This is a genomic window from Hyphomicrobium sp. MC1 (assembly GCF_000253295.1).
Classification (GTDB): domain Bacteria; phylum Pseudomonadota; class Alphaproteobacteria; order Rhizobiales; family Hyphomicrobiaceae; genus Hyphomicrobium_B.
The window spans coordinates 3,359,326-3,372,980 of record NC_015717.1; the positions used below are offsets into that span (position 1 = coordinate 3,359,326).

14 protein-coding genes are annotated in these 13,655 nt (G+C 58.0%); 6 read left to right on the forward strand and 8 right to left on the reverse strand.

Features of this window, described 5'->3' with window-relative positions; genetic code table 11:
• Nucleotides 1-33: 33 nt before the first annotated feature.
• The 4 genes from HYPMC_RS16160 to HYPMC_RS16180 all read right to left on the reverse strand — a co-directional run bounded on the left by HYPMC_RS16160 (nucleotide 34) and on the right by HYPMC_RS16180 (nucleotide 2,950).
• Nucleotides 34-669 carry a FliH/SctL family protein gene (locus tag HYPMC_RS16160; RefSeq protein ID WP_013949105.1) on the reverse strand — a complete coding sequence of 212 codons (636 nt, stop codon included), beginning with the start codon at nucleotides 667-669 and terminating at the stop codon, nucleotides 34-36.
• A 670-nt stretch (nucleotides 670-1,339) separates the two neighbouring features.
• Entirely contained in the window at nucleotides 1,340-2,113 is a 774-nt protein-coding gene (sctJ, locus tag HYPMC_RS16170) for a type III secretion system inner membrane ring lipoprotein SctJ (protein WP_013949107.1), read from the reverse strand.
• The gene (gene sctI, locus HYPMC_RS16175; protein ID WP_013949108.1) at nucleotides 2,110-2,562 is read right to left on the reverse strand and encodes a type III secretion system inner rod subunit SctI; all 453 of its coding nucleotides are present in this window, start codon (nucleotides 2,560-2,562) and stop codon (nucleotides 2,110-2,112) included. The genes sctJ and sctI overlap by 4 nt, the downstream gene beginning before the upstream one ends.
• 25 nt (nucleotides 2,563-2,587) lie before the next feature.
• On the reverse strand, nucleotides 2,588-2,950 hold the full coding sequence (locus HYPMC_RS16180) for a hypothetical protein (RefSeq protein WP_013949109.1): 363 nt from the start codon (nucleotides 2,948-2,950) through the stop codon (nucleotides 2,588-2,590).
• Between the two features lie 492 nt (nucleotides 2,951-3,442).
• On the opposite strand from HYPMC_RS16180, the gene HYPMC_RS16185 reads away from it, so the two are divergent.
• The 6 genes from HYPMC_RS16185 to gspD all read left to right on the forward strand — a co-directional run bounded on the left by HYPMC_RS16185 (nucleotide 3,443) and on the right by gspD (nucleotide 9,286).
• A complete protein-coding gene (locus HYPMC_RS16185; protein ID WP_013949111.1) occupies nucleotides 3,443-3,733 on the forward strand; it encodes a hypothetical protein in 291 nt (96 codons plus the stop codon).
• 15 nt (nucleotides 3,734-3,748) lie between these two features.
• Nucleotides 3,749-4,270 carry a SycD/LcrH family type III secretion system chaperone gene (locus HYPMC_RS16190; protein ID WP_013949112.1) on the forward strand — a complete coding sequence of 174 codons (522 nt, stop codon included), beginning with the start codon at nucleotides 3,749-3,751 and terminating at the stop codon, nucleotides 4,268-4,270.
• Nucleotides 4,267-5,271: a type III secretion system translocon subunit SctE gene (sctE, locus tag HYPMC_RS16195; RefSeq protein WP_013949113.1), complete on the forward strand. Its 1,005-nt coding sequence runs from the start codon at nucleotides 4,267-4,269 to the stop codon at nucleotides 5,269-5,271. Before HYPMC_RS16190 ends, sctE begins: the two co-directional genes overlap by 4 nt.
• A gap of 49 nt (nucleotides 5,272-5,320) precedes the next feature.
• Nucleotides 5,321-6,343, forward strand: a complete 1,023-nt coding sequence (locus tag HYPMC_RS16200; RefSeq protein ID WP_013949114.1) for a hypothetical protein — start codon at nucleotides 5,321-5,323, stop codon at nucleotides 6,341-6,343.
• Nucleotides 6,344-6,519: 176 nt separating this feature from the next.
• Nucleotides 6,520-6,969 carry a hypothetical protein gene (locus HYPMC_RS16205; protein ID WP_041300309.1) on the forward strand — a complete coding sequence of 150 codons (450 nt, stop codon included), beginning with the start codon at nucleotides 6,520-6,522 and terminating at the stop codon, nucleotides 6,967-6,969.
• A 358-nt stretch (nucleotides 6,970-7,327) separates the two neighbouring features.
• The gene (gspD, locus tag HYPMC_RS16210; RefSeq protein ID WP_041300313.1) at nucleotides 7,328-9,286 is read left to right on the forward strand and encodes a type II secretion system secretin GspD; all 1,959 of its coding nucleotides are present in this window, start codon (nucleotides 7,328-7,330) and stop codon (nucleotides 9,284-9,286) included.
• A 107-nt stretch (nucleotides 9,287-9,393) separates the two neighbouring features.
• Here the strand turns inward: gspD and terL are convergent, their stop codons facing one another.
• The 4 genes from terL to HYPMC_RS16230 form a co-directional block, all read right to left on the reverse strand.
• Entirely contained in the window at nucleotides 9,394-10,812 is a 1,419-nt protein-coding gene (gene terL, locus HYPMC_RS16215) for a phage terminase large subunit (RefSeq protein ID WP_013949117.1), read from the reverse strand.
• A complete protein-coding gene (locus tag HYPMC_RS16220; RefSeq protein WP_013949118.1) occupies nucleotides 10,805-11,221 on the reverse strand; it encodes a DUF5681 domain-containing protein in 417 nt (138 codons plus the stop codon). The genes terL and HYPMC_RS16220 overlap by 8 nt, the downstream gene beginning before the upstream one ends.
• Nucleotides 11,214-12,668, reverse strand: a complete 1,455-nt coding sequence (locus HYPMC_RS16225) for a DNA methyltransferase (RefSeq protein WP_013949119.1) — start codon at nucleotides 12,666-12,668, stop codon at nucleotides 11,214-11,216. The genes HYPMC_RS16220 and HYPMC_RS16225 overlap by 8 nt, the downstream gene beginning before the upstream one ends.
• A 234-nt stretch (nucleotides 12,669-12,902) precedes the next feature.
• The gene (locus tag HYPMC_RS16230; protein ID WP_013949120.1) at nucleotides 12,903-13,433 is read right to left on the reverse strand and encodes a hypothetical protein; all 531 of its coding nucleotides are present in this window, start codon (nucleotides 13,431-13,433) and stop codon (nucleotides 12,903-12,905) included.
• Nucleotides 13,434-13,655 lie beyond the last annotated feature (222 nt).

The window sequence follows — 13,655 nt, forward strand, 5'->3', positions numbered from 1 at the left end:
ATTCCCTGACAGATCCAACCAGCGCTTCCATTATTATTCATTCGCCCCCGACGTCTGCGAAAGCCGACGTCTCAACCCTCGTTCGATGGCTGAGAGCTGGCTTTCGATCGTTGCATCGACGATGCCGGCATCGGTTTCCATCACGCAACCCGCATCACGAATCCGCTCATCACCAATAACCTGGACGGCGGAGAGAGGCATGGCGGTGCCAACGATCTCGCTAAGGCGCTCATTCGTTTGGTCAACGAGACCCGGCGCCACACGCAATCGCACAAAACTGCTGTGTGCGGAGAGACGCAGGCCGCGGGCCGCTATGCGAGCGGCTGCTTCGGCCTGATCGAATTCGCCAAGAATGCGCCGCGCGACCTGCACCGCCAGCTCCAGGATGCGTTCCTCGACGCGACTGATCGCCGTTGCCGCGGCTTCGGCAATCTCGAACAGGCGATCCTGTAGTTCAGAGGCTGCCTCTTCGCGCCCCTCTGCTCGCGCCGCCTCGCGAATGTTTATAACTTCTGCATTTGCAGCCTCGAGCTGCTCAGCACTCTCCTGTGCCGCCGCTTCCCGTAACGCCGCGATCTCTAACAGCGCAACAGCATCGGCCGCCTTAACCACTCGGCCAGGCCCAATCAATCCAGGCGCACCGACACTTAGCTCAACCAAACGAACCACGACGCGGCCCTTTCCCTTGCCAAGCGAGACAGCGCGACAAAGGCAGCATCTCGCACTGCTTCGGAAGTATCCTGGCGGGCATACCTTGAGACCTCGGCCCAAACGGCCAAGGGCCGACGAAGCAGCATCCGCTCCAGCAGCGGCACTGGAGCCGGGCCGAGCGCTAACCCAAACAAAGCTGCCCCACGGAGCAGCGCTCCAGATGGGGCTGGCTCCAATTCCCTTAGAGCCTCCTGTAACGTAGCGCTTGGCCGCGCCATAAGAGCCGCACCGCCGAGTGCAAAATCTAGAGCCTCACCACCGAGCAGGGCGCGCGCCTCCTCCACTTCGCTCCGACGCAGCAGGCTGGCGATATGTGGACCATCGAACCACGCAGCGGCGCGCGCGATAAGCCATCCCGCTTCGCCCACCGGCAGCAGTGCCAGCCGCGTGCGGGGACGGGCTTGGCAGGCCTCCAGGATTGACGCCGTTGCAGCTTCAGGTAACAGCCAGCGCCCCAGCCGACCGCGCAACGCTGGTTCGCGCAGTACCGACGTCACTGACACATCGGACGGCCATCCAGGTAGCGACCCCGGTTCCTCCGACCAGTCACACCAGGCAAGCGGATCTGCGACGATAGAGAACAGAGCACCAGCCCACGGTTCCCCAAGCCAAGATGTAGCCGATGCAGTCATCTCGCCACAGCCTCCAGCGGTGCCACACCGCCACGGACCGCGCGGCGCTTCCACAGGACGTATCCCCAAATGCCGCCGCCAAAAATCGCCCCCCCTAAACCAACGACTAGGGCGTAGATCAACGCCATCGGCAGCGCCGCCCGAGGCACTTCCGTCCGAGTCGCAGCTATTACAGTTTGGAGATCCTCGGAGGCACGCACCATCACTACAGAGACGCGATCATAGGACAGGCCTTCAATGCTGTTGACCACCAATTCCTTGATCCGCGGCACAATGTTTACAACTGCCGCGCCGGGTGCGTAGCGGATCATGACGGCCGCTGACGCCGGCTGCGCAGCGCTCCCCGGATCATTGTTCGGGAGCACCACGTGGACTCGCGCGTTCAACACGCCATCGATGTTGGTAAGCGTCCGCGAAAGCTCCTGCGTGATGCCATACATGTAGCGAACACGCTCCTCAGATGGAGAGGATATCAGGCCTTCACGCTTAAACAGGTCACCAATACTGGCAAAGCGATCGCGCGGCAGACCAGCAGCATCAAGCAGCTCAATCGCTCGAGCCACACTCGCCTGATCAACTCTGATAGCTGAGACGTTATTCTTGCCAGGGATTTTTTCCGCCCCGATGCCGGCTCGCATTAGCACAGCCAACACCTCGTTCGCCTCGCGCTCATCCAGCGAGCCGAAAAGCTCAATCTGCGAGCCACAGCCAGCGAGAAACAAACAGGCCAGAAAAAGCGCGAACCAGTCTCGCCGCAGACGCCAGATCATTGGTTTTTCAGGAAAGTATCCAGATTCTGGGTGGCCTTGCCGACGACCTTGCCAATGACATCCTGCTGCACAGACGCCTGCGTGAAGGACATCTGCACTTTCATCAGATCGGCAGTATTCATCATCTCTCCAGGTTTCGTCTTACTCAGTACGTCGTTCACCTGCTGCATTGCGTGATCGAAGCCTTCATTCATATGGCCAAGGCCGCGCAAGATTGCGTCACCGGGAGTGCTTGGCCCTTCCGGTTGGACGCGTTCTACCCCACCAGTTTCGCTCGCGGGCTGGGCAGCCTGAGCCTCCGGCTGCGCGCCGCTCGACCCACTCATAGCCTCATGAAAGCGCGCAACCGCATCTTCAGACGGAGGACGCGGCACAGCAGAAGGCGCGCCACCTGCGTCCGGCATGACTGCCGACTGAATTGCAGACGATGCAACGCTCTTCACATCCATGATCGAAGACCTTTCCTAAGTCTACTCACGCCGCGCCGCGCAGCGAGGCCACAAGCGCATCGGTCGAGACATCATCGCCCGGCACAAATCGATCCAACACAGCATCCAATTCCGATCCACGCCCTGCCAACTTCAGCGCCAGCGCAAGGAAGGCCGTTCCGTACGGATCGCCACTCTCCGAAAGCGCTCGCAAGCCCGCGACCGCGCCTTCTGGCTTGCCTTCTGTAAGCGCCAGGAGTGCATTCCCGATCACCACCTCACGCGCAACGGGACCACCCTCAGCAAGCCCATCCAGAATCTGTCTCGTGCGTGCGATTTGGTTGGTCACGCAGCCAAGATAAGCAATTTCGGTTAGGAGCCGACGCGTCTCGCCGTCGAGATTCATCATCCATGTCCTCATGCAACACATTATTAGCGTCCTGAGGTCGCCAACCACCAGGCAACTCACGCAAAGCAGGCGCTCCCCACTGAATACAATTTAGCCTCGGCGACCAACATCCGACATCCCCAGAACTGGTCATGGGCGAAACTGAAACGGCAGAAGCCCGCCACGCGACCTGGACTCAAGTCACGAGGACGTTGCGTTTATCCCACGAGACGGAACGGAACCACGACCTTATCTACCTGCGTCTTGAACACGGCCTTCGCTCAACGCTTCACGCCGATCACCAGACCCGTTTACTCTATTCCGGATCACGCTCCGATGTCGCGGATCGATCCCATCATCGCCAGTTCTGGGGATGATGAGCGAGGTGATTCGCGTCATTCTGCTCATAATTTTTGGGGTTGGTCTTTTGCCGACAACGAGACCGCGTCAGTGCTGTGTATTCCACAGAGTCGACGAAATCTTTGCCCCTAAACGCCGTGAGGAGCTTGAGTGATGAGCGATTTGGATAACACGCAGCGCGAAGCAGCTGAGACGGTCGAGAAGGTGCGCGCCGTCCTTGATAACGCCAGGCGCCAAAACGAAGAAGCCGACGCGAATATCAAGGGCTTGCTCGGCGTTGGAATCCGCGAACTCGTTGAGGTCAGCATCGCGAAGCTTTCTTCGGCGGATCAGGAAAAGGCTCGCCTCGCGATTGCTGTCGCGAAAGAGGAGACCGAACGCGATCTTCGGAATCTCGAGGTCAAGCGCGCCGTGCGGGTGAAGCCGACGCGGCAGATGGTCTGACCGATAGGGTGTAACATGACAAATGCAAAAGCTCAGTCGGCAGGCGAGGCTCTGCTGACGAATGATCCCGACAAATTCATTGCTTTGGCTGGAGACATTTTGGACGGCCGTACCGATCTCGCCGCCATTGCCGGCATGACCGCTGAAGAGATCGAAGCAATCTATTCCATTGGCTACGGCTTCTACACAAGCGGCAATTACCAGGACGCATTGGATATATTCAAGTTCCTCTGTATGCACCGTCATCTGGATAAGCGCTTCTGGATGGGGCTCGGCGCCACCAGCCAACTCTTGAAGGACTACGACAGGGCCATCGTCAGTTATCGAACTTGCGCAATGCTCGACCTTAGCGATGCGCAGTTGCCGCTCCGCGCTGCGGAATGCTTCCTAGCTCTCGGTGATATGGTACAGGCGCAGCTGGCGCTCGAAGCTGTTGGCATAGTCGCCAAGCACTATCCAACCGCGCAAAACGCGTCATTCGCGGCGCGGGCAGGACTCATGCGGGCGCAGTCCGCGCCTGCGGAGGCGACGCCATGAGCAGAGTTGATGGCAGCGTCGGGGGTACAACGGTCACTATTTCTTTCGATCGCGTTACCGATGGCGGCACACAGAAGAAGCCGACAGATACCCAACAGAATGTGCCTCCTCCGACCGATGAGATAACCACTCAATCGGGGACGCCGACGCTGTCGATACCGATCTCAGACGATTCGACAGGCCTGCTGATGGCCGCACTCGCTATCCGCCTCAAGAGTGGCGAGGAACAGCTAAAAACCAGCACTGAAGACGTACGCTTTCAGGGCGATACACAGAAAAGCGAAAACCAGGAAATCGGCAAGAAGCTCGAAGAGCAAGCCAAGCAGATGCATAAGTCTAAGAAGCTTGGGGGGTTCCTGAAGGCGCTGCAGTGGATAGGGGTAGGTCTGACTGTGGCGATCGCCGCTGTCACATTGAACCCTGTCGCCATTGCCGGTGCGGTCGCGGCGGTAAGTATGGCTGTCCTTAATGAAACGGGGACCATGGACAAGATGACCAACGCCATGGCCGAGAGCTTGCAAAAGGACGGCATGAGCAAGACACAATCCATGAAGTGGGCGATGGCATTGACCACAGTCATCGGCGTCTCGGTGTCGCTTGCCACTCTCGGTGCCGGCGCGACGTCTTCCGCAACTACGGCAGCCGCGAAAGCCGCTGAAATGGCAGAAAAACTCGCTGCTATGGTGCCGAAGTTGGCAGAAAAAGCCGCTACTATCGTACCGAGATTGACAACAGCTACCAAGATCGCTTCGGCCGCCGTAACGGCGTCTCAAGCAGGCGTATCCATCGACAAAGCTGTAGTCGACAAGAACGTCTCAGACACCACCGCCGACGTAGCCGACATCAAAGCTTATCTCTCAAAAATCAAGGCCGCGATGGACGACGAGACTGATCGAATTCAGGCGATTGTCCAGTCCGCTCAAGATAGCGTCTCGACTGCCGTCAAGATCATGAGCGGCGTCAACGACAGCAATTCGGACATCATACGCCACATGGCTTAATGCCGTAGTTTGGCAAAGCAGTAGCGCCCAATGAACAGTGAGGTTGGGAATGAGCGATATCAATAATTTGGGATCAGCATCGTACGTCAGTGCCGCCCAAATCTTGGCGAATGCTGACGCGACAGAAGATACTAAAAAGACAGAGAAGAAGGGTGTCGGTGACACTCCAGACGTTGTCGTTTCTTACGGCGAACCCTCGGCCCTTCTATCTCAACAGCCTATCGATCTTACTCCACCCCAAAGCACAAATGACGGCGCTCTCGATCAAGCATCGTTCTCGCTCGGTCAATTTGAAACCTCCGCAGTCAACGTAATGGCAATCGCAAAGGTCATGCAGGACGCCAATATCCAGACGCGCGAGTCTGCCCGGTTAGATCGCGCGGCAGCTCGCGATGCAGACGTATCTGCTCAGAAGGCCGCTGCAGATAAGGCGCGAGAAATGGGAAGCTTCACTTTCGGAGCCGCAATTGCGACCTCCACCGCGGCAATCGCCGGGGCGGCCATTTCCGTCGTCGGCGCTGTCAAGTCGTCGAATGTTCGAACAGAGTCGATCGAGAAAGCCGATTCTCTTAATTCGAAAGCCCAGGGACTTCGTGTCGATGCACTGTCCGACACGAAACAAGCCATCAAAGTGCGCGCGGACGCCGCGGCAATGAGCGGCACATCCAAGATTGTGAAAGCCTCTCAAGGTCGGCTGAATGGAGAGGCTGAGAGCCTGGATCTCGATGCAGCGAAGAAGACTCAGACGGCGATGGTGCATGAGCAAGAAGCGACGAGCATAAGCTCGAAGGGGGAGGCGGCGGCAAAGAAACTAGATACTTTCTATACCGTAGCCGCAACCGCTGCGACGGAGTCAGGTAAGATCCTCGGCGCCGGCCTGCAGAAAGTTGCTTCTGACAAGGACGCGGAGAAGTCTGAACTTCAAGCCGAGTCTACCGTCGCTCGTAGCCGTGCCGACGACGCGACCGATGCCATTCATGCCTACACGGAGAACATTCGCTCGATACAGGATAAGCTCTCGGCCATTTTACAAGCTAAGAGCGAATCCGACCGCGCCATCGTTCAGGCGTGAGCGTTTGCGCTCGTCCCATCCGCCAAACACTTCCCGGTGCACTGCGGCAGATTCCGCATTCATAGACAGAAACAGAAAGGCGTACGGCTATGGTCCAAATAACCCCAAACGGCATTTATAATTCCAGTGTCAGTGCAGCATCCGTCAATAATCTAACAAGTGACTCGGACATTGCCATGGCCGTTCTGGCCCAGTCATATAACATGCAAAATAGCATGATCAACGATCAGCTCCAAGACATGCAGAACAGAAACGATTGGCTAACAACAGCCAACAACGCGTTAGCTGCATTGCGAGAGGCCCGGCCCAGCGATGCAAACTCGACTCAAACATATCCCGACTTTAAAACCGCGGACGGCACGGAAATGAATGTCAAGGATTGGATGGATAGCCAGGGCATTTCTATCGAGAACAACGGAGAAGACTACAAAGGTATACAGCAGGATTTTGACTCCGCCATCAATAACCTGAAGTCAGGAATCGACTCGGCCAATAGCACGTCGCAATTGGAGATGATCCGCCTACAAGGCCTTATGGATAAGCGCGGCCAGACGGCTGATCAGATGTCTAATAACGTCAAGAAAAAGGGTGAGGTCGCGGACAACGTCATCGGGAACATGCGGTGATCTATGGACGGCGGCCGCTGATGCGGTCACCGCTTCTCCCGGAGCCGACGCAAACCACATGAATGAGAGTCGGCTTCGCGCCGGGAATTTATAGATGCTCTGCCCCCGGACCGCGAGACACATTTTTCCGCGACGCTCCATTGCCCTGGTCTTGCTGGTAACGTGCGCCCTCTCGGGTTGCGGGTGGCCACACAGCTTGCCAAGCGGCATGTCTCGCAATCTTGACGAGACCACGATACTGCCTGGCGCCAGTTCCGGCCATTCGTACTCCACAGGTGGCGGTGTCACATCGCTGCTCGGCAATCCCGGTCCAAGACGTGCCATTGAGACTCGCGGCGCGCCCTCGGACAGCCAAACCATGCGGCTGACAGCGCTTAACCGGCGCGTATTGCCGACCATCAGCGACAGCCGGCCTGTGCATCTGGAATACACTGATGCAGATGCCGCCCGCGTGGTCCGGGAAGTCGTTCATGATGTGTTGGACCTGCCCGTGCAAGTAGATCCATCTGTCGCGGGGCGAGTTACCCTCACGACAAGCGGCACGATCCCGATCAGCGAGGTGCCCAAGCGATTGGATGAGGCGTTGCGACCGCTCGGGTTCGGCATCGCCGCCGTTGACGGTGTCGTGCGTGCAGGACCTCTCACGAATCTGGACGCGCTCGGCCGCGAGGCCCAGCAAGAAATGCGGGTCATCCCGCTGTCCTCCGTGCCGGCAGCCGAAATCATCACAGCAGTGCAATCCAACCTTCCCGATGGCGTGCGCTTGCAGCCTACGCCGGACGGGCGCTCGGTCATCGCGACTGGGCCGCCCCAAGCCGTCAGCAATGTCGAAGAACTGGTGCAACTCTTCGACAGCGACGTGCTGCGCGGTCGCTCCTTCGGGCTCTATCCCCTCGCCAATGCGACGCCAGGAGAAGTCACGAAACAGGTTGAGCAGATCTTCTCCGGCGTACGCGGTGTTACTGTGATGGCGGTGCAGCGCTCAAATGCAGTGCTCGTTGTGACTGATCGACCAGAACTCCTGCGACGCGCGAGGTACGCAATCGAGCAGCTCGATAGAGCGCCGGATGGCCTAGCTTCGCTCCAGGTCGTGCCGCTCAAGTACCGGCGCGCTACCGATCTCGCCGACATCCTGAACCAGGCCTTCGGCGGCTTAGGCGGCGCGCCGACGGCAACCCCCACCTCCTCCGCGGGGGCTCCCGGTGCCGTGAACATTGGCGGGAACTCCAGCAGCAGCAGCAGCGGGGCCGCCCCGCAAATACCGGCGATGACTGCCGACAACTCGGACGGTCTCCCAGACCATACTTCGACAGCGGCTACAGTACCTCCGGCACAGCAAAGCGGCGCTCCTCTTTGGGAGCAGATGGGCTTGACCGCGCCTGTGCGCATTCAGGCCGATGCGGGACGGAACGCGCTACTCGTTGCAGCTGCGCCGGTGGACCTTAATTCAATTATTGCCGCCATTCGTCGCTTGGACCAACCTCAACGACAGGTCTTTATCGAGGCAGTGATCGCCGAAGTTAGCCTAACGGACGAGCTGCGTTACGGCGTCGACTATTCGATCAAGACTGGCGCTGGTGGAGTGTTGTCTCAACTCGCACCGTTGCTAACCAGCGGCACCCCGATGGGTGGCCTGTCCTTCCTTATACAGAACAGCAATGTAGACGCCCTGGTGCAGGCGTTAAGTAACGTGACCGATGTGCGTGTTGTCTCCGCGCCTCGCGTCCTAGTTCTGGATAACGAAACGGCCACGTTGCAGGTCGGCGACCAGGTGCCGATTCTCACACAAACACAGCAATCGACCGATAGCACGACAGCTCCTATCGTGAACTCGGTCCAGATGCGTGACACCGGTGTTATTCTGCGCGTGCGTCCACGGGTCGGAGCGGACGGCACCGTATCGCTTGATCTGTTCCAAGAGGTCAGCGATGCGGTAACAACAGACAGCTCCTCGATCAATTCGCCGACCATTCAGGTCCGGCGATTGCAAAGCACCGTTGCTGCCCATAGCGGCGACACGATCGCCCTCGGAGGACTGATGAAGAACCGTTCGGATAGGCAGCGATCCGGCATACCCTATCTGTCCAGAATTCCGCTATTTGGCGCAAACGATCAAACAAAGACACGCAGCGAACTGTTGATCCTGCTGACGCCTCGTGTCATCGACTCTTCTCCGGGAATGCAGGCGATGGTGGACGAACTCAGGACACGGATCGGCACACTGGCCCCAGATGTGGCGCATACCTTAACCCCATCCAGCGCTGTCCTCCGCCGACAGGCCGCGGCGGGCAGCTACCCGCAACTTCCAATTAAATAGAATTCAAAACGGACGAGCCAGCTTCGAAGGACAATGCGTATTTTGCCGCAGAAATCGAGGGTTGTCTGGGACGATTGGTAGCTGCTTAATTCAGCAAAGGATGACCCTCAGCTCAGAGAGCGAAGCCGGCTACGAAAGAGCCCGAAATTGGTTGAGCCGAGAAATTGGACGGTCGAGTCCACCTGATCATCGAACTTGCAGTGCGGAAACTGGAAGAGCTCGGCTTCATAGGTCGCCAGCCACGGCGCTTCGACAGGTAGCCAGACGAGGCCCTGCTCGAACTTCACTGTCTGCTCCTGCGCGCGCTCGACCTTGCCCTTTTCGGGTCCACGCGAGAGCAGCCACGGCTGGTTGCCCATCATGTTGAAATGCTCAATGAGGCTGATACCGCTGGCCTTTCTCTCGACGATGACCAGCTTGGCGTTCCATTTCGCTTTCTGGACTTTGACTTGATTGACGAGGTCGACGAAGTTGGGGCGGTCTCGCCAGACGTCGAGCAGATAATAACCGTCCGGGCACTTCGCCCAGGTCGTGCAGACCGTGTAGGAGTTGGTCTCGTCGCCTTGATAGGCGGTATCCCACGATTGAATCACCGCCTCGACTTTCGCTGCACCAGGGGCTTTTTGATAGCGTTTCACCCAGGCATTCTTGAAGATATAACCGCCCGGCGGCAGTGGGCACTGATTATATTGGGCTTCGAAATCATGTTCGCCCATGTCTATTTTAAGCTGTTTGAGATCCGTCGTGTTATGTCGTGACCACTGAAGTATCGATCCCTCCCCAATCCATATCTTGGCCCCTCCAGCGACAATGTCGTAAATCTGTTTTTTGGGGAATATGGCTGGCAGTATCAGTTCTTCCCAGCCCCCTTTCGCGATGAGATGGCCTGGCAGATCCTCGGCGTGCAATCTCTGTCCGACAACAATGACCCTGCCCTTCTTTGGGTGATCAAAACGGCTATGAATCGTTGAGTTAAACCAGTGGATACAGCTCTCGCGTGCCGTCGGTGAATGCGCCTCGCTGGCCTTGAGCGCATCGTCGACAATAAAAAAATGCGCGCCGCGCCCAGTCACCGTGCCTCCGACCGACGTCGCCAGCCGGTATCCTCCTGCGGTTGTTCCAATCTCCGTCTTGTTCTGTAAGCGAGGATCGAGGATGGTTCGGGGGAACAGCCGTCGATAAAAGGGCGACCGCATCAGCCTTAAGGTATCACCGCTGAACTTCTCCGCGAGCGAGGCCGCATAGGATGCACACACGATGCGTGTCTTTGGATTCTTGCCGAGCAGCCAAGCTGTGTAAGCGATCGAAATCAGATAGGTCTTCAGATAGCGTGGTGGGATGCAGACGAGCGAGCGCCGGACTTCGCCGTCATACACCTTCTCGAGCAGGCGACAGATGATGCTGATGTGAGAAGACAGCTCGAGCATTCCTCCTTCGAGCACCGGAAAGGCACGGATAGCGAAGGAACGAAACTCGCGGCGACACAAATCATCGACGATCCTGCGTAGCTCGAACGGGTCAGCCATCGGCTTCATCCTTTTTCTTGAAGACGTGAAATTTCTCGCGAAGCTCGATCCACGCTTCGAGCGTGGCGTAATCTGCGGCTGACTCTTCAGGAGATGGCGGAGCAGCCTCCGGAGGGTCGTATCTCTCGTCGAGCTCTTTCTGGATCTGAAAAGCCTTCAGGTCGCCGTTAGCCGCTTTCTGGGCTACTTGATGGTAGCCCAGTTCCTTCTTGGACATGGTCTTCTGTTTACCGTCCATGGTGACGGTGACTTTTTCTCCGAATGCCTCCTGGTAGAGCGTCTTCTGGTTCTTCGACCCTTTGGGTCGGCCTTTCGGGTTCGGCGATTGGCCGCCCTTCTTCCACCAGCTCTCGGGGTCGGTTTTGCCTTTCCCCCACTTCGAGGACTTCGGAGGCTTCTTCTCACTCATGGCTGCTCTGCCCGTCGTCAGCACGTTGTTCGACGAGTTCGGCGAAGGTCAGACCCGTCTCGACATGCACGGCGCGATCGCCGGTCAGTCGTTCCCAGCGCCGGATCGCACGATCGACATACTTGGGATCGAGCTCGATGCCGCGGGCCTCGCGATCACAACGCTCGCTGGCAATGATCGTCGTGCCCGACCCCGCGAACGGGTCGAGCACCACGTGGTCGGCATGGGTCACATCGAGAAGGGCATCGATAATGAGTTCCACCGGCTTTGGGGTTGGATGATCGGCGAGTGCCTGGGCCGCAGATGATCCCCGCCGGTTGGCGCCCGGGTAGGTCCACACGTTGGTACGATCTCGACCGAAAGCGCCTAACGCCACATTATTTAAGGCCGGCGACTTTCCGTTGCAGAACACACCGATGAGTTCGTGGCATGATCGGTATAGGCCGCCCATGCCGCCCGATCCCTTGTTCCAGACGGCGACATTAATGCGATCCAACCCAGCATCGCGTCCTGCATCTAGCAGGAGGTCGATCTGACGCCAGTCCATGCAGGCGAACAGAACCGCCTCGGGCAATAATGACGCCCGGCACAGTGTAAGATACGTTTGCAAGAACTTGCGAAACTCGGCCTCGCTCTCCTTCCCCGCAAACATGACGAAGTCTTCGTGCTTGTGCTTGCCGAGACCTCCGACGAAACCTTCGATCCTGCAGTTGTAGGGCGGATCGGTAAAGGCCGCGTGCGCCGCGCTCCCGCTGAGCACCCGCTTGTATGATGCTTCATCAAGAGCATCGCCGCAGAGCAGCTGATGGCGGCCAAGACGGAATAGGTCGCCGGCCCTGCTCGTCGGACCAACGACAGTATCATCCGCGCCTTCATCTTCCTCAGAATTGTGTTCGATCGGAAGCGGCTCGAGCTTGATCTGATCGATCTCGGGCAAGGTGAAACCGGTTGAAATCAGCTCGATCCCATGGGATTCGATCGCGACCATCCGATCGCGCAGCTTGTCGAGGTTGTATTTGCCGATCTCACCGATACGGTTGAGCGCCAGACTGAGCGCCTCCAGCTCCACCGGGTTGAGATGGTCGACGACCCGGCATTCGATTGTCTCGAGGCCGAGCCGGACCGCCGCTTCCCACAGGACGTGCCCCGCAATGATGGTGCCGTTCTTGTCGATCAGGATCGGCAGGACCATCCCAAACTTCATGATGGATCGGATCACGCTTTCGAGAAGCTGCGCTGTCGTCTCGCGCGTCCTATTCGCCGACGGACGGAGCGAGTTGACGGGCTTAAAGACAGTTGCGAGCACCGGTTGCGGATCATTGCGACCGTGGACATGGAGCGCAGCGGTGATCCGCGTCTCATCATGGTTGTTCGAGCGGCGCTTCTTCGTCGCCGTCTGAAGCTGTTTTTTCAAAGCTCGTGAGTTGATCGTCTCTCTGGCCGACATGCTTAACGCTCGAACCCGCTCCGAAGTGAGATGACTGACCGCTATCGCGGTTCAAAAAGCCAACATGGGCACTTTAAGTTCACACCACGATCAGCCAAGTGCTATATTCAATTGGGTGAGAGCTGACGTGCCATGTCTGATCTCGCTGGATCAGCACACGCCAAAAGGTGCGCCGACTCTCATACGTGCACTTTAATTGCACGAACGAGCCATCGATGTCAACTGCTGCTCGGCCTATCGCTTTCTAAGTTTCTTGAGCGCCTTGGTCAGAGCTTGCTCCTTCTCGGAGAGGCCACCGCCTGTAGCTTTGGCACCGTGGGCCTCAAGGACGTCCCGGAAGACCTCGTATTGCTCCGGCGTTAGGTGAAGGAGCACGGCATGCACCTTGGCACCTGCATCTACCCCGTCATTGTTCACGAGACGGGCAAGACCGTAGGTCGAATTTTCTTCGGCGAGCTTCAGGAGTCGCTCGCAGTTGCGAACGTTAATATGTGGCGAGATGAGACGGAGCTTGGTCCAGCCGATCCGGTTCAAGCGACGGCTATCCACCTTAAGGTCCGTGAAGGCCCGATCAATCTCGACGTAATAATATGCCTTCCGCCTGGCGATGCCGAGTTGCTTCGCGATCGTAAGAAATTCGTCTGGTCTGTCGTCGAGCACCTGCCGCAGGTGGTGCGCGACGTCCATTAAGTCATCGCTCTTCAATTTCTCAACGTTCTCGAGCTTGCGCACGCGTTCGTGCTCCGAGACCACCGTGCTCTTCACCTGCGTCCTCCACCGAAGTCCGTGAAGGACATGAACCGAAAGCCGTCGCGAGTTCAACCCGTGACGGCGCGCCCTCTGACTGAGCCGATCTCAACGTCTTCGAACATACCTTGGGCCGGCCTCAAGCGACGCCGGACCGTAACCGTGATCCCCGTACTGGCATCCGTGCTCCACCACCCACGATTCCGTGTTTTGGCTTCAGCGGCAAATCTGCGAAAGGCC